This is a genomic window from Vibrio mytili (assembly GCF_049563345.1).
Taxonomy (GTDB): Bacteria; Pseudomonadota; Gammaproteobacteria; order Enterobacterales; family Vibrionaceae; genus Vibrio; species Vibrio mytili.
Genome location: NZ_CP110481.1, coordinates 570,139 through 593,279, shown reverse-complemented (window position 1 = coordinate 593,279; position 23,141 = coordinate 570,139). Strand labels below are relative to the sequence as shown.

General features: G+C 44.9%; 23 protein-coding genes. 5 read left to right on the top strand and 18 right to left on the bottom strand.

The window, feature by feature from the left end:
* Nucleotides 1–109: 109 nt before the first annotated feature.
* The 9 genes from iscX to trmJ form a co-directional block, all read right to left on the bottom strand.
* Nucleotides 110–304, bottom strand: coding sequence for a Fe-S cluster assembly protein IscX (gene iscX, locus ONE56_RS02735; RefSeq protein ID WP_041155058.1), 195 nt, complete (start codon nt 302–304; stop codon nt 110–112).
* Between the two features lie 60 nt (nt 305–364).
* Nucleotides 365–703, bottom strand: a complete 339-nt coding sequence (gene fdx / locus ONE56_RS02730) for an ISC system 2Fe-2S type ferredoxin (RefSeq protein ID WP_041155059.1) — start codon at nt 701–703, stop codon at nt 365–367.
* A gap of 13 nt (nt 704–716) precedes the next feature.
* Nucleotides 717–2,570 carry a Fe-S protein assembly chaperone HscA gene (gene hscA / locus ONE56_RS02725; protein WP_041155060.1) on the bottom strand — a complete coding sequence of 618 codons (1,854 nt, stop codon included), beginning with the start codon at nt 2,568–2,570 and terminating at the stop codon, nt 717–719.
* Nucleotides 2,571–2,591: 21 nt separating this feature from the next.
* The gene (gene hscB / locus ONE56_RS02720; protein ID WP_423840203.1) at nt 2,592–3,107 is read right to left on the bottom strand and encodes a co-chaperone HscB; all 516 of its coding nucleotides are present in this window, start codon (nt 3,105–3,107) and stop codon (nt 2,592–2,594) included.
* A gap of 55 nt (nt 3,108–3,162) precedes the next feature.
* On the bottom strand, nt 3,163–3,489 hold the full coding sequence (gene iscA, locus ONE56_RS02715; RefSeq protein ID WP_041155062.1) for an iron-sulfur cluster assembly protein IscA: 327 nt from the start codon (nt 3,487–3,489) through the stop codon (nt 3,163–3,165).
* Between the two features lie 71 nt (nt 3,490–3,560).
* On the bottom strand, nt 3,561–3,944 hold the full coding sequence (iscU, locus tag ONE56_RS02710; RefSeq protein WP_041155063.1) for a Fe-S cluster assembly scaffold IscU: 384 nt from the start codon (nt 3,942–3,944) through the stop codon (nt 3,561–3,563).
* 40 nt (nt 3,945–3,984) lie between these two features.
* Nucleotides 3,985–5,199, bottom strand: a complete 1,215-nt coding sequence (locus tag ONE56_RS02705; protein ID WP_041155064.1) for an IscS subfamily cysteine desulfurase — start codon at nt 5,197–5,199, stop codon at nt 3,985–3,987.
* A 28-nt stretch (nt 5,200–5,227) separates the two neighbouring features.
* Nucleotides 5,228–5,734 (bottom strand): Fe-S cluster assembly transcriptional regulator IscR, encoded by a 507-nt coding sequence (iscR, locus tag ONE56_RS02700; protein WP_041155065.1) that lies wholly within the window; start codon nt 5,732–5,734, stop codon nt 5,228–5,230.
* Between the two features lie 134 nt (nt 5,735–5,868).
* A complete protein-coding gene (gene trmJ, locus ONE56_RS02695) occupies nt 5,869–6,597 on the bottom strand; it encodes a tRNA (cytosine(32)/uridine(32)-2'-O)-methyltransferase TrmJ (protein ID WP_041155066.1) in 729 nt (242 codons plus the stop codon).
* 231 nt (nt 6,598–6,828) lie between these two features.
* Here trmJ and suhB point away from each other — a divergent pair, with 231 nt between their 5' ends.
* On the top strand, nt 6,829–7,632 hold the full coding sequence (suhB, locus tag ONE56_RS02690; protein WP_331437837.1) for an inositol-1-monophosphatase: 804 nt from the start codon (nt 6,829–6,831) through the stop codon (nt 7,630–7,632).
* 126 nt (nt 7,633–7,758) lie between these two features.
* Here suhB and secF read toward each other — a convergent pair whose 3' ends face one another.
* The 6 genes from secF to ONE56_RS02660 form a co-directional block, all read right to left on the bottom strand.
* Nucleotides 7,759–8,706, bottom strand: a complete 948-nt coding sequence (gene secF, locus ONE56_RS02685) for a protein translocase subunit SecF (protein ID WP_041155068.1) — start codon at nt 8,704–8,706, stop codon at nt 7,759–7,761.
* Between the two features lie 14 nt (nt 8,707–8,720).
* The gene (gene secD / locus ONE56_RS02680; RefSeq protein WP_331437836.1) at nt 8,721–10,577 is read right to left on the bottom strand and encodes a protein translocase subunit SecD; all 1,857 of its coding nucleotides are present in this window, start codon (nt 10,575–10,577) and stop codon (nt 8,721–8,723) included.
* Nucleotides 10,578–10,598: 21 nt separating this feature from the next.
* Complete coding sequence (gene yajC, locus ONE56_RS02675; RefSeq protein WP_041155070.1) at nt 10,599–10,928, bottom strand: preprotein translocase subunit YajC; 330 nt, start codon at nt 10,926–10,928, stop codon at nt 10,599–10,601.
* Between the two features lie 166 nt (nt 10,929–11,094).
* Nucleotides 11,095–12,228, bottom strand: coding sequence for a tRNA guanosine(34) transglycosylase Tgt (gene tgt / locus ONE56_RS02670; RefSeq protein ID WP_331437835.1), 1,134 nt, complete (start codon nt 12,226–12,228; stop codon nt 11,095–11,097).
* Between the two features lie 160 nt (nt 12,229–12,388).
* Nucleotides 12,389–13,441, bottom strand: coding sequence for a tRNA preQ1(34) S-adenosylmethionine ribosyltransferase-isomerase QueA (gene queA, locus ONE56_RS02665; protein ID WP_423840202.1), 1,053 nt, complete (start codon nt 13,439–13,441; stop codon nt 12,389–12,391).
* 298 nt (nt 13,442–13,739) lie between these two features.
* Nucleotides 13,740–14,888 (bottom strand): trypsin-like serine protease, encoded by a 1,149-nt coding sequence (locus ONE56_RS02660; protein WP_423840201.1) that lies wholly within the window; start codon nt 14,886–14,888, stop codon nt 13,740–13,742.
* Between the two features lie 316 nt (nt 14,889–15,204).
* On the opposite strand from ONE56_RS02660, the gene ONE56_RS02655 reads away from it, so the two are divergent.
* Entirely contained in the window at nt 15,205–15,663 is a 459-nt protein-coding gene (locus ONE56_RS02655; protein ID WP_041155073.1) for a CBS domain-containing protein, read from the top strand.
* A 157-nt stretch (nt 15,664–15,820) separates the two neighbouring features.
* On the opposite strand, the gene aceA is transcribed toward ONE56_RS02655, so the two are convergent.
* From aceA to ONE56_RS02640, 3 genes are all read right to left on the bottom strand, one after another.
* A complete protein-coding gene (gene aceA / locus ONE56_RS02650; protein ID WP_041155074.1) occupies nt 15,821–17,131 on the bottom strand; it encodes an isocitrate lyase in 1,311 nt (436 codons plus the stop codon).
* Between the two features lie 140 nt (nt 17,132–17,271).
* A complete protein-coding gene (gene aceB, locus ONE56_RS02645) occupies nt 17,272–18,900 on the bottom strand; it encodes a malate synthase A (protein ID WP_423840200.1) in 1,629 nt (542 codons plus the stop codon).
* A 605-nt stretch (nt 18,901–19,505) separates the two neighbouring features.
* Nucleotides 19,506–20,411 (bottom strand): hydrogen peroxide-inducible genes activator, encoded by a 906-nt coding sequence (locus tag ONE56_RS02640; RefSeq protein WP_041155075.1) that lies wholly within the window; start codon nt 20,409–20,411, stop codon nt 19,506–19,508.
* A 199-nt stretch (nt 20,412–20,610) separates the two neighbouring features.
* Here ONE56_RS02640 and ONE56_RS02635 point away from each other — a divergent pair, with 199 nt between their 5' ends.
* The 3 genes from ONE56_RS02635 (at nt 20,611) to ppk2 (ending at nt 23,085) form a co-directional block, all read left to right on the top strand.
* Nucleotides 20,611–21,222 (top strand): peroxiredoxin, encoded by a 612-nt coding sequence (locus ONE56_RS02635; protein ID WP_041155076.1) that lies wholly within the window; start codon nt 20,611–20,613, stop codon nt 21,220–21,222.
* 273 nt (nt 21,223–21,495) lie between these two features.
* Nucleotides 21,496–22,239: a copper homeostasis protein CutC gene (locus ONE56_RS02630; RefSeq protein ID WP_423840199.1), complete on the top strand. Its 744-nt coding sequence runs from the start codon at nt 21,496–21,498 to the stop codon at nt 22,237–22,239.
* Between the two features lie 69 nt (nt 22,240–22,308).
* Nucleotides 22,309–23,085, top strand: a complete 777-nt coding sequence (gene ppk2 / locus ONE56_RS02625; RefSeq protein ID WP_041155077.1) for a polyphosphate kinase 2 — start codon at nt 22,309–22,311, stop codon at nt 23,083–23,085.
* Nucleotides 23,086–23,141: the final 56 nt, after the last annotated feature.

Here is a 23,141-nt window from a genome sequence, read left to right as displayed (position 1 = left end):
TCCCGGATGTTAGCATTTTGTAGGTTGAAAATGTCAATTTGATAAAAAAACGGACTCTAGAGTCCGTTTTTTTTAGTAAGAATTGTTAACTAGGCTGTATTTTGCAGCTCTAATCAGCTTCGTCCATCCAACACATGATGACGGCTTCAAGAATCTTTTCGTTACAATGGTTTGGATCATCTTCAAACTCATCCAACTCCATGATCCATTGATGAAGATCGGTAAACCGCACCGTTTTAGGGTCGACATCAGGAAACTTGTCACAAAGTTCAATTGCGATGTCACGAGAGTCTGTCCATTTCATGCTCATTTTCCTTTTGTTCATCCCTCAATGTTTAAGGGCTACAAGCGTAGTCTTGTTATTTTAGTGATCTTCTGACGCATGGTTCAGCGTGTATTTAGGGATTTCGACAACTAAGTCTTCATCCGCAATTCTAGCCTGGCAACCAAGACGAGATTCTGGCTCTAGGCCCCATGCTTTATCCAACATGTCATCTTCTTGCTCTTCACTCTCTTCCAAAGAGTCAAAGCCTTCACGGATAATGACATGACACGTAGTACATGCACATGATTTTTCACATGCGTGCTCAATGCCAATACCATTTTTCAGCGCTACGTCTAGAACGGTGTCACCGTTGTTTGCTTCCAACACTGCACCCTCAGGGCATAGATCTTCGTGTGGTAATACAATAATCTTAGGCATAACTACTTATCTCTTATATATCGTCTACTGATTGACCTGACAGTGCAGATCGAATCGATTTATCCATACGGCGCGATGCAAAGTCTTGACTCGCTTTATCCGTGTCTTTAATGCCTTGCTCAATCGCATCAACGTCATCACCATTACGCAGCTCAATCAATGCTTCAATCACGTTGACTAAGTCTTGCTTCTCTTGTGCTGAGAGCAATTCATCTCCGTCTGCTTGCATGGCGGCGATCAAACCTTCAATAACTCGATCCGCTTCAACTCGCTGCTCAGCCAAGGCACGCGTTTGCATGTCTTCTTTTGCATGATTCATTGAATCTCGCAGCATGTCAGCGACCTCATTATCACTAAGACCGTAAGATGGCTTCACTTGAATTTCAGACTGAATTCCCGTGCTTTTTTCCATCGCCGTGACAGACAAAAGACCATCAGCGTCAACTTGGTAGGTTACACGTATGTGGGCAGCACCTGCCGCCATCGGTGGAATTCCTTTGAGTGAGAAACGCGCTAATGAACGACAGTCATCAACCATCTCACGCTCACCTTGAACAATGTGTACGCTCATTGCAGTTTGACCATCTTTGAAAGTGGTGAACTCTTGTGCACGCGCAACTGGAATTGTCGTGTTACGAGGGATGATTTTTTCTACCAATCCCCCCATCGTCTCTATACCGAGGGAAAGCGGGATTACATCTAAAAGCAACATTTCAGAATCTGGCTTGTTACCAGCTAAGATGTCAGCTTGAATACCAGCACCAATCGCAACGACTTCATCAGGGTTAATACTTGTTAATGGTGTACGACCAAAGAACTCACCCACCATATCACGGACAAGTAACGTACGGGTTGAACCACCAACCATCACGACTTCAAGCACTTCATCAGACGACACATCAGCATCTTTCAGTGCTCGTCGGCATGACATCAACGTTTTCTTCACTAATGGCTGAATTAATGCTTCAAATTGTTCACGAGTGACGGTGCCTGTCCAACCAAAAATATCAACATCAACACTGTCTTGTTCAGAAAAAGCAATTTTCGTCGCAGTGGCAATGTTGAGTAATGTACGGTTTTGTTCTGCAGAAAGAGGGGCTTCAAGACCAGCTTGCTCCATCAGAAATTCAGCTAATAGATGGTCAAAATCGTCACCACCCAGAGCGGAATCACCACCCGTTGCTAGTACCTCAAATACACCCTTGGATAAACGCAGTATAGAGATGTCAAACGTACCACCACCTAAATCGTAAACGGCAATCACCCCTTCCTGACCAGAGTCTAACCCGTAAGCTATGGCAGCGGCAGTCGGTTCATTGAGCAGACGAAGCACATGCAGACCCGCTAGCTTAGCTGCGTCTTTGGTGCCCGCGCGTTGAGCATCGTCAAAGTACGCAGGAACGGTAATAACAACCCCCGCAAGCTCTCCGCCTAGTGTATCTTCAGCACGTTTACCAAGAACTTTAAGAATTTCAGCAGACACTTCAATAGGATTTTTTTCACCCTGAGGGGTTTGCAGAATCGGTAAACCGTTATCGCTTTCTTTAAATTGATAAGGTAAAGAGGTAAAACGCGACTTGATGTCTTTTAATGAGCGACCGATCAAGCGTTTAACCGAAATGATGGTATTTTCAGGCTCTAGCTCTGCTTTATCTTTCGCTTCATAACCAACTGTTGGCATCGCTTGAGAGTAGTTGACGACGGAAGGCAGGATGCTCCGCCCCTGCTCGTCGGTTAACGTCGTTGCATCACCGCTGCGTACGGTAGCAACTAAAGAGTTCGTCGTACCGAGGTCAATACCTGCGGCTAACTTATGCTCATGAGGTGCCGAGCTTTGGCCCGGTTCTGCTATTTGAAGTAGTGCCATGATTGGTCCTTGTCACGCGAACTAGCCGAGTATTTTTTCTTCGACCCGTTCAATTTCATTCTTCAGCTTGGCGACGAATTTTAACTTGCGAACTCGATCGGCGGCTTGTGCCCAAAGACCGTCATCAAGCTCTTGCTCGACGCTAGCCAAATGCTGTTTATACATGTTGCTGACCTTCGAATCGAAGTCCAAAAGCGCTGATTCTGGATCAGAGCTGTCTGCAATATCTTCCAATTCCTCGCGCAGCTCCATTTGTTCCATTAGGAACATCGGATCTTGCATCGTCTGCTGCTCACCACGAATTTCTACCCCTTGCTCTGCCAATATATATTCAGCACGTGAGATAGGGTTTTTCAGCACTTGATAAGCATCGTTGATCTGGGCGGCTTTTTGCACCGCCATCAAACGGTCTCTTTCCGATGCTGTCGCAAAGTTATCCGGGTGGAAACGCTTTTGTAATTCTCGGAACTGAGAAGAAAGAAGGCTACCATCCAGCTTAAACTGACTTGGTAGCCCAAATAATTCAAAGTGATTCATTAAGTTCGGGTCCTAGTAATGCCTTCTGGACTCGTTTGCCCAGAAGGACAATCAATTAGACGTTGAAGCTTTCACCACAACCACATTCACTTTTCGCATTAGGGTTGTTGAACTCAAAGCCTTCATTCAACCCTTCTTTTACGTAATCCAGTTCGGTACCGTCTAGGTACACCAAGCTTTTTTTATCAATGATAATTTTTACCCCAGACAGGTCAAAAACTTCATCTTCTGCTTCATTAAGCTCGTCCACAAACTCCAGTACATACGCCATGCCGGAACAGCCAGTCGTCTTCACTCCAAGGCGTAACCCGATACCTTTGCCCCGGTTATCTAGGAATGCTCTTACGCGACTTGCCGCTGTTTCTGTCATTGAGATGGCCATACTGCACCTTAGTTTGTCTATATTACGATTGGAATGGGAGAGGTAACGTCTCCCATTATATTACGGTTTAATTATTCTTGGTGTTTTTTCTTGTAATCTGCAACGGCTGCTTTGATTGCATCTTCCGCCAGAATTGAACAGTGAACTTTTACTGGTGGCAGCTCTAGTTCTTCTGCAATTTCTGAGTTTTTGATGGCCGCAGCTTCATCCACAGATTTACCTTTAACCCATTCAGTGACCAATGAGCTTGATGCGATTGCACTACCACAACCGTACGTTTTGAACTTCGCATCTTCAATAATACCTTCCGGTGTTACCTTGATTTGCAGTTTCATTACGTCACCACAAGCTGGTGCACCAACCATGCCGCTACCAACGGATGGATCGTCTTTTTCAAATGAACCAACGTTACGTGGGTTCTCGTAGTGATCAATTACTTTTTCGCTATATGCCATGATAAATTACCTCGAATCCTCTACTTATTCATCCCTGAGATTAATGGTGAGCCCATTCTACAGTGCTCAAATCAATCCCTTCTTTGTACATATCCCATAGAGGAGACATGTCGCGTAGCTTAGTCACTGCAACGCGGATTTGTTCAATTGCGTAATCGACTTCTTCTTCTGTTGTAAAACGACCAAAGGAGAAGCGAACCGAACTGTGAGCCAACTCATCGTCCATGCCAAGCGCACGGAGAACGTATGAAGGCTCTAGACTTGCAGAAGTACATGCACTACCAGAAGAAACCGCTAGATCTTTTAGCGACATCAGCAATGACTCACCTTCTACAAAGGCAAAGCTTACGTTTAAGTTATGAGGTACGCGCTGCTCTAAGTCTCCGTTAACGGTGACCGCTTCAAGGTCTTTCACACCATCAAGAAGACGGTTACGAAGTGCCAGTGCGTGATCGTAATCTTTCTGCATATCTTCTTTTGCAATGCGGAAAGCTTCTCCCATACCTACAATCTGGTGCGTAGGTAGTGTACCTGAACGGAAACCGCGCTCATGACCGCCACCGTGCATTTGTGCTTCAAGACGGATACGTGGCTTACGACGTACGAATAAAGCACCAATACCTTTAGGACCGTAGATTTTGTGCGCTGATAGTGAAATCAAATCCACTTTCATTTCTTGAACATCGATTGGTAACTTACCAGCTGATTGAGCTGCATCAACATGAAACACAATCTTACGCTCTCGACATAGCTCACCAATGGCCGTAATGTCTTGAACAACACCAATTTCGTTGTTCACGTGCATGATAGAGACAAGTACAGTGTCTTCACGCATGGCTGCTTTTAGCTTCTCTAAATCGATCAAGCCGTTTGATTCAGGCTCTAAGTACGTCACTTCAAAGCCTTCACGCTCTAGTTGACGACATGGGTCAAGAACCGCTTTGTGCTCAGTTTTACACGTGATGACGTGTTTACCCTTTTTAGAGTAAAAGTGTGCTGCACCTTTGATTGCGAGGTTGTCAGATTCTGTCGCACCAGATGTAAATACGATTTCGCGCGGGTCTGCATTTAGAAGGTCAGCAATTTGCTCACGAGCAGTATCAACTGCTTCTTCTGCCTGCCAGCCGTAACGGTGCGAACGCGACGCTGGGTTGCCAAATGTGCCATCCATTGTCATGTACTGAACCATTTTTTCAGCTACACGAGGATCAACTGGACATGTAGCGGAATAATCAAGATAAATCGGCAGTTTCATTCTCTACTCCAATGTAAAAAGCTGACCGCTAAGAGCGGACGTTTACACCGATGGGCACGGTGGTTGTATTTTTGTTTGAAAGCCCATGGTTGACCGCCAAGTCGATATCCTGACGATCTGAAATTTCGAGGACTTCATTATCCGTCATCAGCTCACCAAGAGTGATGTTGTTCAAGAAGTCACTGATGCGTGAGCTTAAATCGCGCCAAAGCGTGTGAGTTAGACAGCGGGTTCCACCCTGACAACCGCCCTTCCCTTGGCATTTCGTCGCGTCTACAGACTCGTCGACAGCTGCAATGACAGTACCAATTGCGATGGTATCCGCTTCTGCTCCTAGTCGGTATCCACCACCAGGGCCGCGAACACTTGCAACTAAACCCGCTTTACGCAATTTAGAAAAAAGTTGCTCTAAATAAGAGAGCGAAATGCCCTGGCGCTCAGATATATCCGCGAGAGGGACTGGGTTCTGTTGCGAATGCAGTGCCACATCCAGCATGGCTGTCACCGCATATCTTCCTTTAGATGTAAGTTTCATACCACACCGTATCCACATGGTTTGTAATGGTTATGATTTTTCCATACCCGAGTAAAACGGTCAAGTATTTATTTGACTAAATTACTCAAGTATTCATCCTTACATAAAGAATGGGTATTTCGCATTAAAAACGACTATTTTGCTCGAATATTTTTCTCTATAGAGGTCAATATACCGCGCAAAATATTAAGTTCTTGACTCTCTGGTCGTGCTCTGGAAAACAAGCGGCGTAATTTACTCATCACTCGACCAGGTTGCTCTTGACTAATAAACTGGGTGTCCACTATCACTTTTTCAAGGTGTTCAAAAAACATTTCTAATTCTTTGTGGCGTGGGTACTCTTCCGGTTCATTAGGTGAGTACTGGCTTTGTTGCAGATTAAGGTGTGCTACGCGAACTTCATAACTTAGTGTTTGCACTGCCATTGCCAAATTCAACGAGCTATATTCTGGATTGGCAGGAATACATACATGGTAGTGGCACTTTTGCAACTCTTCATTCGTTAGTCCCGTTCTTTCACGACCAAAGACTAAAGCAACAGGATGTTTTTGCCCCTCAACTGCAAATTTTTCACCGCATTCACGTGGCTCCAACATCGGCCATTCTAGCGTTCGTGAACGAGCACTTGAGCCGACCACTAATCCACAATCATGAACGGCCTCGTCTAACGTATTAACGATCGTCGCGTTCTGTGCAATATCACTGGCACCTGCTGCGAGCGCTAGCGTTTGCTCATCCACTTCACATTGAGGATCCACCAACACTAATTGACTGAGCCCCATAACCTTCATAGCCCGCGCAGCCGAGCCAATGTTGCCTGAATGAGAAGTACCGACAAGCACAATTTTTACTTGATCCAACATTGATGATTACTGCCTTTATTAAAACGGCGAAATATTATCATAAATTTTTAACACGCCCTATATCCAGCGATGTGTCTGTTCGTATTCTCCTGCATTCTTGTCGTAATCAGCGAAATCACGACATTAAACACGCACACTTAGAGCAAAAAATAACCACTTCCTTTTTTATTTATCTTTGGTATACTCGCCGCCGCTTTCATTTTGTTCTTTAACATCCGTTGGGAAAACCGTATGCATCCAATGCTAAACATTGCTATTCGCGCTGCGCGAAAGGCAGGCAATCATATTGCTAAATCATTAGAAAACACAGATAAAGTAGAATCGTCACTAAAAGGCACACATGACTTTGTCACTAATGTAGATAAAGAAGCAGAATACATCATCATCGATACTATCAAGCAGTCTTACCCTGAGCACTGTATCGTTGCTGAAGAACAAGGTCTTATCGAAGGTAAAGATAAAGACGTACAATGGATCATCGACCCACTGGATGGCACCAATAACTTTGTAAAAGGTTACCCACACTTCTCTGTTTCTATTGCAGTTCGTATCAAAGGCAAAACTGAAGTTGCTTGTGTTTACGACCCTATGCAAAACGAACTGTTTACCGCACAACGCGGCGCTGGCGCACAACTGAACAGTGCACGTATTCGTGTTTCTCAACTGAAAGATCTTCAAGGTACTGTTCTAGCAACAGGTTTCCCATTCAAACAGAAACAACACTCTGAATCTTTCATCAAGATTGTGGGTTCTCTATTTACTGAATGTGCGGACTTCCGTCGCAGTGGTTCTGCTGCGCTTGACCTATGTTATGTTGCTGCGGGTCGCGTAGATGGTTACTTCGAGCTAGGCCTAAAACCTTGGGATATGGCCGCTGGTGAGCTTATTGCTCGTGAAGCGGGTGCGATCCTAACCGACTTCTCTGGTGGTACTGATTACATGAAGTCTGGCAACATCGTTGCTTCAAGCGCTCGCGGCGTAAAATCTATCCTTAAGCATATCCGTGAGAACGGTAACGAAGCGATGCTTAAGTAATAGAGTCTGAACTAGCCCGTCACGCTGATGCTTTTGAATAGCCCTGCTCTCTGAGTGGGGCTTTTTTATGGCAAAAAAAAACCGCTGATTGCTCAGCGGTTTTTAATTTTAGGCTCTCAGATAACCTTATGGCATCTCGTCGAACTCTGCACCTTCTTTTTCTACTTGAGGTGGCATCAAGTGCTCTTTCTGGATACCCAGTTTCAGCGCCAGTGCCGAAGCAACGTAGATAGACGAATAAGTACCTACCGTGATACCAAGTAGTAATGCGGTTGCAAACCCGTGGATCATGGCACCGCCCTGCGCGAACAACGCAATAACTACAAACAATGTTGTACCGGAGGTGATGAGCGTACGACTCAATGTTTGAGTAATAGACGCATCCATGATGTCTGCAGGTTCACCTTTACGCATCTTACGGAAATTCTCACGAATTCGGTCAAACACCACGATCGTATCGTTGAGCGAGTAACCAACAACGGTCAGTAATGCGGCCACGATAGTAAGGTCGACTTCGATTTGCATGAACGAGAAGACACCTAAGGTGATAATGATATCGTGCGCCAATGCCAATACAGCACCCGCTGCCAGACGCCATTCAAATCGCATTGATACGTAAATCAAGATACAAATAAGCGATACAAGAATAGCTAAACCGCCGGCCTCTGTTAGCTCATCACCAACATTTGGACCAACGAATTCGATACGACGCATTTCAACGCTTTCGCCTGTACCATCTTTAATTGCACCAAGGATTTGGTTACCCAAGGTCTCGCCTGACACATCATCACGAGGACGAAGACGTACCATAACCTCACGGGCGCTACCAAAGTTTTGCACGGTAGCGTCACCAAAGCCTTTCGCATCAAGCGCGGTACGAATATTCTCGAGATTAGCTGGGTGTTCAAAGCCCACCTCAATTAACGTACCACCAGTGAAGTCTAATCCCCAATTCAACCACTTGGTTGACAAGGTGAAGATAGACGCCGCAATCATAAGGGTCGAGAACAGGAACGCGACCTTCGACCAACGCATAAAGCCGATCGATTTATCTGCTTTTAGAATTTGAAACATATTAATTCCCAGCCTTAGATCGACAATTTATCAATGCGTTTGCCGCCATATAGTAGATTCACGATACAACGTGTGCCAACTATAGCAGTAAACATTGAAGTTAAAATACCAATGGAAAGCGTGACTGCAAAACCTTTCACCGCACCCGTACCGACAGCAAACAGGATAATAGCTGTGATCAGTGTTGTGATGTTCGCATCCGCAATGGTACTGAATGCGTTTGCGTAGCCTTGGTGAATGGCTTGTTGCGGGTTGCGCCCATCTCGAATTTCTTCTCGAATACGCTCGAAGATCAGAACGTTCGCATCGACCGCCATACCGACTGTCAGTACGATACCTGCGATTCCTGGTAGTGTCATTGTCGCACCTGGAATCATTGACATAACACCAATAATCAACACTAGGTTAGCCATTAACGCAATATTGGCGATAAGACCAAAACCACGGTAATAAAGCAGCGTAAACAACATGACGGCAACCATACCCCAGACACATGCTTGAATACCCATATCAATGTTTTGCTGACCCATTGATGGACCAATGGTTCGCTCTTCAACAATTGAAATTGGAGCAATCAAAGCACCGGCACGGAGCAATAGTGCTAGGTTATGAGCTTCCGCAGCAGAGTCGATACCAGTGATTCGGAAGTTACGGCCGAGCGCAGATTGAATCGTTGCTTGGTTGATCACTTCTTCATGCTTAGTCAGGATAACTTTACCTTCAGGGTTTTTACGGCCACTGTCTTTGTACTCTGCAAACACCGTCGCCATTAGCTTACCGATGTTCTTCTTAGAGAATGCAGACATTTTGTTGCCGCCTTCGCTATCAAGCGAAATGTTCACCTGAGGGCGACCATATTCGTCAACACTTGAGCTTGCATCTGTAATGCTCGAACCACCCAAGATCACTCGTTTCTTCAGCACGACTGGGCGACCATTGCGATCTTGCTTAATTTCACTACCTGCTGGTGCACGACCATTGGCAGCAGCTGAAAGATCAGCACTTTCGTCAACTTCACGGAATTCAAGTGTTGCGGTAGCGCCAAGAATTTCTTTTGCTCGTGCTGTGTCTTGCACACCAGGCAATTCAACCACAATGCGGCTCGCACCTTGACGTTGAACCAACGGTTCAGCCACACCCAGTTCGTTTACGCGATTACGCAAAATAGTAATATTCTGCTCTACTGCGTAGTTGCGGATCTCTTGTAGACGCTGCTCAGTAAACGTGGCAAGCAGTGCAAAACGACCATTCGAATCCGACTCAACAAAGTTCATATCCGGGTGGTTCTTTTGCAGTAAGCTCTTAGCTTCGCCCAATTGATCGGCATCACGAAGCAGCACTTCGACGGCTTCTTTACCCGAAGGTCGAATAGCACGATAACGCAGTTTCGCTTCACGTAACTCGCTACGGAAAGCTTCTTCTTGTTGACCAACTAGCTTCTCCATGGCGGCATCCATATCAACTTCCATCAAGAAGTGAACACCACCACGTAGGTCTAGACCTAACTTAAGTGGGGACGCACCAATCGCTTCTAACCAATCTGGGGTAGAAGGTGCTAGGTTAAGTGCAACAATTTTGTCTTTGCCAAGCGCTTCATTGATGATATCGCGAGCACTGATTTGCGTATCAGTGTCATTAAAGCGGACAAGAATTGATCCATTTTCAAGAGCAATGGATTTATGAGAAAGTTGCTCTTTATCAAGAGCAGTAGTGACAGCATCCAGCGTTGACATATCTACAGAGGCGCCACGCGCCCCTGTAACTTGAATAGCCGGATCTTCACCGTAGAGATTTGGAAGTGCGTACAATGCAGCTGCGATGATCGCAAACAGCACCATCAGGTACTTCCATAATGGGTAACGATTTAACACAGCGAGGACCCTTTAGCTGTTTTATAGAGACTTAAGCGTACCTTTAGGCAACACTGCAGTAACGAAGTCTTTTTTGATAACAATTTCATTGTTCGCGTTAAGCTCGATTGAAATGTAATCATTTTCTTCAGAAATCTTGGTAATTTTACCAACTAAACCACCGCTGGTTAGTACTTCATCACCTTTACCCATAGAAGCCATTAGGTTTTTGTGTTCTTTTACTCGTTTGCTTTGTGGGCGATAAATCATGAAGTAAAAAATCACTGCAAACATGCCAAGCATGATTAGCATTTCAAAACCGCCACCTGCTGGTGCACCTTCTGCTGCTGCGTGAGCTTGAGAGATAAACATTAAAACATCCTCATTATATATTATTGATAATCCAACCAAGTTGGGACTACGTACTTTATATTCAAGTCTGCGAGTGACTAATAGAGATCACTCTCTCAAAAATAACGTGCGTTCGCCTACTTTATTCGCAAAACCCCTGGCGACAACACCAGAGGCTTTCGTTCATTTAAGCTTTGCTTAGTGGTGGCACTTCACGATCACGACGAGCATAAAATTCTTGTACGAACTCATCGAAACGATCTTCATCAATCGCCTTACGAATGCTTTCCATTAAGCGTTGGTAGTAACGCAGGTTATGGATCGTATTCAAACGAGCACCAAGAATCTCATTACAACGTTCTAAATGGTGAAGATACGACTTGCTGTAATTTTGACAAGTGTAACAGTCACAGTGTGGATCGAGCGGTGTAGTATCCGTTTTATGTTTCGCATTGCGGATCTTGATCACACCTCCGGTCACGAATAAATGACCATTACGAGCGTTACGCGTTGGCATGACGCAATCAAACATGTCGATACCGCGACGTACACCTTCTACCAAATCTTCCGGCTTGCCAACCCCCATTAGGTAACGAGGTTTGTCTTCAGGTAATTGCGGACACGTGTGTTCAAGAATGCGGTGCATGTCTTCTTTTGGTTCACCCACTGCAAGACCACCAACTGCATAACCATCAAAACCGATCTCAGTTAGACCTTTGACTGACACATCACGCAGGTCCTCATAAACGCCACCCTGTACGATACCAAACAGATTGTTTGGGTTTTCCAGTTTATTGAAATGATCACGAGAACGCTGTGCCCAACGCAGTGACATTTCCATCGACTTTTTCGCTTCATCATGTGTCGCAGGATATGGCGTACATTCATCGAAAATCATCACGATGTCAGAACCAAGGTCTTTTTGAATTTCCATCGATTTTTCAGCATCCATGAAAATTTTGTCACCGTTAACAGGGTTACGGAAGTGCACACCTTGCTCCGTAATCGTGCGCATTTTACCCAAGCTGAATACCTGGAAGCCGCCTGAATCAGTAAGAATAGGACCATGCCAGTTCATAAAATCGTGCAGGTCACCATGCATTTTCATCACTTCCTGACCAGGGCGTAGCCATAAATGAAAGGTGTTGCCCAACAGGATTTCTGCGCCCGTTCCTTTTACTTCTTCTGGTGTCATTCCTTTCACCGTACCGTAAGTACCGACAGGCATGAATGCTGGCGTTTGCACAGTACCACGTTCGAAAGTCAGTTGACCACGACGTGCTGTGCCGTTTTTTTTCTTAAGATCGAATTTTAATTTCACGATGCCTCCGAGTGTCAGAGAAACAGTCTGACTGAATGTTTAGGGGCCTTCCCCTACGGTAAGGAGCGGTCGCTTTTCCGTGCGAGAGATAAAAGCAGTATTTTTTGCTTTCATATCCTAGCTTACTGCTAGCACTCGTAAATCTATTGTTTAGTGTTAACTATGCCGTTTTCTTTTTAATGAACATTGAGTCACCATAGGAAAAGAATCGGTATCGATTCTCTACCGCGTGCTTGTATGCATTCATGGTGTTCTCGTACCCTGCAAACGCACTCACCAACATGATCAAAGTAGATTCAGGTAAGTGGAAATTAGTAATGAGACAATCTACCAGTTGGTACTCGTATCCAGGGTAAATGAAAATTTCAGTATCGCCGAAGAAAGGAACCAATTCAGTCCCTTTTTTTACCGCATCTTGCGCTGCACTTTCTAACGAGCGAACCGACGTGGTGCCAACCGCTATGATGCGACCACCGCGTGCTTTGGTCGCCTTGATCGCCTCGACGACTTCCGCCGGCACTTCCACATACTCGGCATGCATATGGTGATCATTAATATTTTCCACTTTGACTGGCTGGAATGTTCCTGCCCCCACGTGCAACGTAACATAAGCAAACTCAACACCTTTTGCTTTGATCTTGTCTAATAGAACGTCATCAAAGTGTAAACCCGCGGTTGGTGCTGCAACGGCTCCTGGTTTTTGATTATAAACGGTTTGGTAGCGTTCTTTATCCGTCTCTTCATCTGGTCGATCGATGTAAGGAGGAAGTGGCATATGACCAATTTCTTCTAAAATCTCGAGTACCGTTTTATCGGAATGAAATTTCAGCTCAAACAATGCGTCATGACGTGCCACCATTTCTGCCGAATACTCATCGTTCTCGCCTACAAAAATCGTAGTGCCCGGCTTGGGTGATTTAGAACAGCGAACGTGCGCTAAGATGCTCTGTTCATCTTGCATTCGCTCCACCAGCACTTCAAGTTTACCGCCAGACTCTTTACGACCGAATAAACGAGCAGGAATCACACGGGTATTATTGAAAACCACTAAGTCACCCGGTTGAACTTGCTCGAGCACATCGGTAAATACGCCATCAACGAGTTCGCCAGTATTACCGTCCATTTGCAACAGGCGGCTAGCGGTGCGCTCTGGCTGAGGGTAACGGGCGATAAGTTCATCTGGGAGGTCGAAATGAAAATCTGATACTTGCATGCTACTGATCTTTTTAATTGGTCAAATCACGTCATTAAAGACGATAAGGTTGCGACGCGTTTTTCGCGGCAGACTAGTATACCCAAATCCCCCAGAGATGCTAGGTTGGGCAGAAGGGATTCGCTATCAAAGGCAAGTATGAGTGAGAGAAACTCACAAAGGAGAAAACCTCACGATTACCTTGCATAAGGAAGCAATCAGCAACAAAAGTGAGGTTCGCTGCTAGCGTGACGATTACTGGCAGTCAACAGAGCAGTGAAAAGGCATTTCACTGCTCTTGAGTCAATTTTTTTCAGAATTAAGCCTCACGCCTACGCCACCACATCAAAGGAACCAGTAACGACAACCACCATAAACTCACACTCCCTCCTTCATCGCGGGACTCTCTGAAATTACAGTTATTGGTGGCAATTCCGTCATGACACTCTTGGCTTCCCTCTTCACTGCTGTCTGTAATGAAATTTGGCGCGATGATATAGCGGCTTGGTGGAGCATCCGCCGTAATGTAGTCCTGCACCCAGTCATAGTAGTGACTGACTTTGGTATAAAAACTCGGAATCGTTAGTGAACCACAAGTAGGCAGAATTAATGGCGCGCCACTCACAATACCGATTTGCTTACCCGTTGCAATATCGACAAGGGGCCCGCCACTGTCACCTTTACATGCAGAGTTGCCGTATTGAGTACTGCTGCTGTCTTCGAGCAAAGCATTAAACGTCGGCAAGGTGCAAATTTTTGTCCTATTCTCACGCGAGTTAATAGCCCCTGGAAAGCTATTGCCAATTTCCAGACGCTCATAACATTTATCAATCGGTAAAAAACCGATGGATGTCGTTTGTAAGGTGGAAGCGGCGTCGCCAGCCAGTGGCGTGGTCGCTCCCCAACCAAATACTTGTACGTTTTCAATCCGCTGATTGGTGTCATAGTTATCATTCCAATCCATTGCAAGCCGAGCTTCAATGTCAAACATATCCTCCTTAGTGGCCAGTTGTGCGAGGTTGACGTTTTCGACTGGTCGAGTTAGGTACAACAGAGCAATGTCGTTATCCAAGGCGGTTTGGATTGGTTTGATGTCTCCATCACCGTTTATGTCGGCTTTTGCAATACGCGTATAGCTAGGATACACCACCACATGAGAGACCGAATAGTAGTTATCAATCGTGGTATTGTTGAGATCATGCACTCTTGCTGTAATGGCAAGCTCTCCTGGCGGTGTCACGTAATAACTGGCTTCGTTCGCTCCCTCTCCCATCACCACACAGTGTGCAGCGGTCATCACCCATTGGTCTGTCACCATTGTACCGCCACAGATTGGGAATTCAGCCATATTGCTGGCTCGAATGGCCACTCGATCAACTGGGTTCGTTTCCTCAGTGCCCAATACAATGGCATGCGCTGAGTGAACGAAAAGTGCCATAGTGGTCATTGCTAGTCGTTTTTTGTACATAATCGTCTTCAATTTGCTAAGCCTAGACCTATTTTCCTTGAGAGACGAAAATTGGAACATCAAGCAAATAAAAATGTGCGATTCAATTCATTGGAATACATTTTGACCTCACCCACTATCAACTAAAAATGCCAACTCCCTCGCACCAATTCACCCGCAACATTACTAATAAAAACATAAATAAAGCCCTCCTATTCAGCCGATTAAAGCTTCGAATTAGATCACGTATTTTATTGATGAAAAACGGGTTAGTTCTCAGATATAGCGCTAAATATTTCCTATAGTTAAACAAAGGACAACACTGCTGGAGGTCCCTATGATCAAGGTTGAAGACATGATGACTCGCAATCCTCATACCTTATCCCGAACGCATACCTTGCGAGAGGCAAAAGCAATGATGGATGAACTCGATATTCGGCATATTCCGGTTGTGGATACTCATCATCACTTGCAAGGCTTAGTCACTCAGCGTGATATTCTTGCCGCTCAAGAATCAAGCTTGCATCCAGATGAAGCAGAGCACTCTTTTACTCTCGACACCCCTCTGGAAAAAATGATGCACACCAACATCATGACCGCAGAGCCGCGTGCAGGTTTAAAAGAAAGTGCGGTGTACATGCAAAAGCACAAAGTGGGTTGTTTACCCATCGTAAGTAATAATCATTTGGTGGGCATTATTACCGACAGTGACTTCGTAACGATCGCGATTAACTTGTTGGAACTGCAAGAAGAAGTAGAACCAGAAGAAATTGAACCAGACGAAGAAACGCTATGACCCGTAGGTGAGAAAAGTGATGTGCAAACGTGGCATACAATTACAGCACGTGATCTCAACAATACGTCACAAGCAAAAAAAAAAGAGCGGCAATCCTGCCGCTCAAAAAGCCATTACTGACGTGGTTAAGAGTAATTATTTAAACTAAGCACTATTTTTAAAATTGGTCTTCTTCTGTCGAGCCGGTCAACGCAGTTACCGATGATTGCCCACCTTGAATGGTGTTGGTCATTCTGTCGAAGTAACCGGTACCTACCTCTTGTTGGTGAGCAACAAAGGTGTAACCTTTTTCTGCCGCTTGGAACTCTGGGCGCTGTACCTTCTCAACATAGTGACGCATGCCTTCACCTTGAGCATAAGCGTGTGCCAACTCAAACATGTTGAACCACATGTTATGGATACCCGCTAGCGTAATAAACTGGTACTTGTAGCCCATGTCCGCGAGTTCTTGCTGGAACTTAGCAATGGTTTCTGCATCCAGGTTTTTCTCCCAGTTAAATGATGGCGAACAGTTATAAGCGAGCAATTGGTCTGGATATTCTGCATGAATAGCTTCAGCAAACTTACGTGCCTCTTCCAAGCACGGTGTTGCCGTTTCACACCAGATCAAATCCGCGTATGGTGCATAAGCAAGACCACGAGAAATCGCTTGGTCGATCCCTGCTCTCACTCGGTAGAAACCTTCTGCCGTGCGCTCGCCTTCGATGAAGTCTTTATCGTATGGGTCACAATCTGACGTCAACAGATCTGCCGCGTTAGCATCGGTACGAGCGATAACCAAGGTCGTCGTTCCTGCAACATCAGCTGCCAAACGCGCCGCGACCAACTTTTGTACCGCTTCTTGAGTCGGAACCAATACTTTCCCGCCCATGTGCCCACATTTCTTAACCGATGCGAGTTGGTCCTCAAAGTGAACGCCCGCCGCCCCCGCTTCGATCATCGACTTCATCAGTTCATACGCATTCAATACGCCACCGAACCCTGCTTCGGCATCCGCTACGATTGGTAAGAAGTAATCAATCGCACCTTCATCTTGTGGCGATTTCCCGCCCGCCCATTGGATTTGATCCGCGCGGCGGAAAGAGTTATTGATACGCTTAACCACAGAAGGAACGGAATCAACAGGGTAAAGCGATTGATCTGGATACATAGTAGATGCAGTGTTGTTATCCGCAGCCACTTGCCAGCCCGATAGATAAATAGCTTCGATACCCGCTTTGGCCTGTTGCACAGCCTGGCCACCTGTCAGCGCGCCCAGACAGTTAACGTAGCCTTTTTTCGCGCTCCCATTCACCAGGTCCCATAACTTATCAGCACCACGTTGTGCAATTGTATTCGCAGGCACCATTGAACCACGCAGTTCTACCACTTCTTCCGCTGTGTAAGTGCGTTTAACATTTTTCCAGCGAGGATTTGTTGCCCAGTCTTTTTCCAGAGCTTCGATTTGTTGGCGGCGAGTTAATGTCATTGGTCTATCCCTCTTTATTATTTGCACTCATTACTGGTGCGTTGAGTTTCCGTCTTGAGGTAGTACATCCCTATCTACCTTTAAGCCTTCACGTTATTGGTTTTGTATTCTTAATCTTGCTTATCTGAATCTCGGTTGTACTAATCTAGGTAGTCATATCCAGGTACGGTTAAAAAGTTCGTCAGTTCATCACTGGTTGTAAGCTCGGCCATCAATTGGGCGGCTTCGTCAAAACGCCCCGCTTGATAGCGCGCTTCGCCGATTTCTCGTTTCACAACGTCTACCTCTTCTTTTAAGTAAGTTTCAAACAGCGCTTTTGTGACGGTTTCACCGTTATCTAGTGATTTACCATGCTGAATCCATTGCCAGATTGACGCGCGTGAAATCTCAGCCGTGGCGGCATCTTCCATCAAGCCGTAAATTGGCACACAGCCATTTCCAGAAATCCACGCTTCGATATACTGCAAAGCAACGCGAATGTTATGTCGCATCCCTTCTTCTGTTCTTTCACCTTCACAGGGTTCGAGTAGCTCAGCGGCGGTAATAGGTGCGTCTTGTGCACGGCTCACATCAAGCTGGTTCGAACGCTCCCCCAGAATGGAGCTGAACACTTCCATGGCGGTATCTGCTAAACCCGGGTGTGCAACCCAAGTACCATCGTGGCCATTGTTGGCTTCTAACGATTTATCATTGTGAATTTTGTCTAGCACTTTCTGGTTTTCTACTGGATCCTTAGCGGGGATGAATGCGGCCATGCCTCCCATCGCAAACGCACCACGCTTATGGCAGGTACGTACCAGTAATCGTGAGTACGCATTTAAGAACGGCTTATCCATCGTGACGACTTGGCGGTCTGGCAATACTCGGTCTGAGTGGTTTTTCAAGGTCTTGATGTAGCTAAAGATGTAATCCCAACGGCCACAGTTCAGCCCGACAATATGCTCTTTCAGTGAAAACAGAATCTCATCCATCTCAAAGACCGCTGGTAATGTTTCGATCAACACCGTCGCTTTAATCGTTCCGGTATCCAGACCAAAATATTGCTCAGTAAAATGGAATACATCACTCCACCATTTTGCTTCGTGATGAGACTGCAGCTTAGGAATATAAAAATAAGGTCCGCTGCCTTTTTGAAGTAGTGCTTTGTAGTTATTGAAGAAATACAGAGCAAAATCGAACAGTGCACCTGGAATAATCTGACCGTGCCACGTGACGTGTTTTTCTTTTAAATGAAGACCGCGAACACGACAAATCAACACCGCTGGATCATCAACCAACTGGTAATGCTTACCATTGTTAGGATTGGTATAGCTGATGGTGCCATTGATTGCATCACGCAAGTTAACCTGACCGTCAAGAACCTTGCTCCAAGCGGGAGACATAGAATCCTCAAAATCAGCCATGAACACTTTTACATTTGCATTCAGTGCGTTAATTACCATTTTCCTATCGGTAGGGCCCGTAATTTCCACTCGACGATCTTGCAGATCTTGTGGAATCCCCAAAATCTTCCAACTGCCTTCACGGATGTCCTGAGTTTCAGTAAGAAAGTCTGGTAACTCTCCCGCATCAATTCGTGTTTGTTTCTCTTCTCGTGCTTGCAGTAATTGATCAACGCGTTCGGCAAAATTTTCGCACAATAGAGATAAAAAGGTTTGGGCTTCTAAAGGGAAAATAGCTTGATGTTCAGGAGCAATAACTCCCGTTACCTCAAGCTGGCCTTGGGTCTGCATCGATGGTTGTGGTTTATTCTCTGTATCTGCAAGCATAATCATTCATCCTTAATGTGCTTTAACATTCTAATCGGCCTACGAAAAGCTACATTTGTAATTTATGAACAACAAAAATACATCCTTAAATTTGCGTTCGATTGGTGTGGCCATGTCTATACATTGCGTAAACTTGAGTTCTTTTTCAATCTAGACATAAGTCTTATCGGCCTTTAAATAAGCTATACCAACAATGAATTAAGCGAAACCCCCTAAAGCGACAAACCCGGAAATTCAAAGTTTTATTCGGCTGAGTAAATTGACATATTCACAAGCCTATTTTTGTATCTAATTACGTAATTAAATTACATTAATTTTTTGATATCTTGAGCATTTAAAACGCACGTATAAATATAAACCGAAGTGAAGACGCCTTACTGTAGCAAGGGCTAGAGCAATATATTCAAACAGAGCTTAAACAAGGGAAGGCATAAGATGTGTAAAATTAACATTGTGAAATTTCACTATTTTATGAAAGCTTCATGACAGTAGAGCTGTAAAATTTTACAAGTTAAATATTACCAGCAGGATAAAAAACCAAAAAACGCACCATTTATAGTGCGTTAATAGGTAAGATTGCGGTTAATGGAAGCTAAGACTAATAGCTAAAGCAGCTCTGAAACAACATCTGCGAGTTGGATAAATGTATCAGTTCTTGAAGAGCTAGGACGCCAAACCAAGCCTATTTCTCGATAAGCTTGGGTGCCCGGGGGATCTAAAACGACTAAATTTTGATTATGCAAAAGCCCGTGATCTATTGCCATTTGTGGAATGAATGTGGTGCCCAAACCATTCGCAACCATCTGTACCAACGTATGTAAGCTCGTCGCAGTAAATGGATTGATTTTTTCCTTATCCGTTAATTTACACGCCGATACCGCGTGTTCCGTTAAGCAATGTTCTTTCTCTAATAGAAACACGGATTCGTCAGGCAAATCAGCGTAACGAATAGGTACTGGCACCGATTGAGCTTGATTAGCACTAATGACCATCCGAAATGGATCCTTACCTACCACTCGGCTCTCCATACCATCAATTTCGACTGGCAAAGCTAAAATGAGCACATCCAGCTCACCGTGTCTAAGGGCTTGAAGCAGGTTTGTCGTCGTGTCTTCTCTTAATAAAAGATTCAGCTGTGGGAATCGGTAGTTCACCTCTTGCACCAAATCACACAGTAAAAAAGGGGCAATCGTTGGTATGCATCCGACTTTTAATTGACCTTGCATCTCACCACCTTGGCATAGACGGCCAAGTTCAACCAAGTCTTGCCCTTTTGCAAGTAACTCTCTACCGCGCTTTACGACCATCTCTCCAGTTTGAGTAAACACCAGAGGACTTTTCTTATCTTTTTTTTCATAAAGAGGGCAACCAATCAAATCTTCTAGGTTTTGAATGCCTTTACTCAAGGTTGACTGACTCACAAAACAGCGTACCGCAGCATCACTAAAATGTCGTGTTTCATGCAGGGTTACCAAATAATGCAATTGTTTTAAACTAGGCCATTTATTCATAGTTTTATCAATACTTATCACTAATCCAGTGATCGAGTTAAGAGTTTTTCAATTATCGCTTTTTTCGATTAACTCAATCTATTTATTTCGCTTTTTTCAATACTACAATCTGTACTATAGTTTGTCTCGTACAAACACGGACTGAGCCGATTTAACAACATTCGGTTCGGAACTAACCATACTTTTTAGGAGCAAAAAAATGGTACTAGTAGGTCGTCAAGCCCCTGATTTTACTGCTGCAGCTGTTCTTGGTAACGGTGAAATCGTTGAAAACTTCAACTTTGCAGAATTCACCAAAGGTAAAAAAGCCGTTGTGTTCTTCTACCCACTAGATTTCACTTTCGTTTGCCCATCTGAGCTAATCGCATTTGACAACCGTCTTGCTGATTTCCAAGCTAAAGGCGTTGAAGTAATCGGTGTTTCTATCGATTCTCAATTCTCTCACAACGCATGGCGTAACACAGCTATCGAAGATGGCGGTATCGGTCAAGTTAAGTACCCGCTAGTTGCAGACGTTAAGCACGAAATTTGTAAGGCTTACGACGTTGAGCACCCAGAAGCAGGTGTTGCTTTCCGCGGTTCTTTCCTAATCGACGAAGAAGGCACTGTTCGCCACCAAGTAGTAAACGACCTACCTCTAGGCCGTAATATCGACGAAATGCTACGTATGGTTGACGCACTTAACTTCCACCAGAAGCACGGTGAAGTATGTCCTGCACAATGGGAAGAAGGTAAAGCAGGTATGGAAGCATCTCCAAAAGGCGTTGCAGCATTCCTATCTGAGTTCTCAGCAGACCTAGGCAAAAAATAATAGACCCTTCGCCCAAGCTCAACGGGTGAATTGGTTGGATGGATATAAAAAGCAAAAAGCTATATGCAGTAAACTGCAAACGCCAATCAGTCTAAGTAAAGTCTAATCAAAGCCCAGAGTGATTACTCTGGGCTTTTTGTTTTTTCTTCCTCAAATACGGCAATCTAAAAACGCAAACTTTACCTCTATTTCTCCCCCTTTATGATACAGATTATCCCGCTTCGCCCTGATACACTCTGTAACCATCTCAATGAAAACTTGCAGGGTGACAACGTGATTACGCAATTAGAAGTTTGTATCGATAATGTCGAGTCCTTACATCATGCTATTACGGGAGGGGCGACTCGTATTGAACTCTGCTCATCTCTCTCACTAGGAGGACTCACGCCAAGCTACGGGTTTATGCGTCAAGCCGCCCGAGCATCCACTATTCCTATTTACGCGATGATTCGACCTCGCCAAGGCGACTTTTTGTACAGCGATGAGGATATCGACGTGATGAGTGAAGATATCAAATCTGCCCATCGAGCAGGGCTAGACGGTGTCGTCTTTGGCGCACTAACTGAACAGGGTGAGGTCCATATACCTTACTGTACAAAGCTGTGTGAACTTGCTCAATCGTTGAATATGGGCACTACTTTTCATCGTGCTTTTGATCAGTGCTGCAATGTAGAAACAGCGCTGGAACAAATCATCAATTTGGGTTGCGAGCGAGTACTGACCTCTGGTCTCGGAGCAACAGCCACAGAAGGCGCTGACGTTATCAAGTCATTAGTAGAGCAAGCCGGTAACCGTTTAGCAATCATGGCTGGCGCAGGTATTAATGCGAGTAATGTGCGTTCGTTGGTAGAGCAAACCGGCGTCCAAGAGGTTCATCTGTCCGGTAAGACGACAAGGCCTACCCACATGAGTTTTGTCGCGGAACACAGCAAAATGGGCTCGGCTGACGTAGACGACTTTATGATTCCCATAACAAGCTCTCAGGCGATAGCCAACGTAGTGAAGGCTCTCAGATAGAGATATTACTCTCCCGTCATTCGGTATTGATTGCTAAGATATTGATTATCGCTCAATGAGGAACGGATTATGCCCAAGCTAAAAAACAAGGAATACGAAAAAGAGCTCAGAAAATTACAGGTAGAATTGGTTAAACTGCAAGAGTGGGTTAAACATAAGGGATTAAAAGTCGTGGTCCTGTTCGAAGGCCGCGATGCTGCGGGTAAAGGCGGTGTCATTAAGCGAATCACAGAGAAGCTCAACCCTCGTGTTTGCCGCGTGGTTGCCTTACCTGCCCCTACCGAGAAAGAAAAAACGCAATGGTACTTTCAACGCTACGTGGCTCATTTACCGTCTGCGGGTGAAATCGTCTTATTCGATCGCAGTTGGTATAACCGAGCTGGCGTCGAAAAAGTGATGGGCTTTTGTACAAAAGAGGAATACGAAGAGTTTCTTCGCTCCTGCCCTGAATTTGAACGAATGCTCCAGCGCTCTGGCATTATCTTAATTAAATACTGGTTCTCTGTATCCGATGAAGAACAGGAAAAACGTTTTATGGGACGAATTAATACGCCAATAAAACGCTGGAAGTTTAGCCCAATGGATTTAGAATCACGCCACCGCTGGGTAGAATACTCTGAAGCCAAAGACAAGATGTTTGCTTACACCGACACCAAAACGAGTCCTTGGTGGGTGGTGCCGTCTGACTCGAAAAAGAAAGCACGCCTAAATTGTATCAGTCACCTACTGAGCCAAATTGACTATAGAACATTAGAGTACCCTACGATCAAATTGCCAGACATCAAAAAAGAAGGCTACATCCGAGCGCCAATCAATGAGCAAACATTCGTGCCTGAAAAATATTAACACGGTCCGCTATAGTGCGCTTTTTAGAGTCAATATTGAAAAAGGCCAGTGTGATA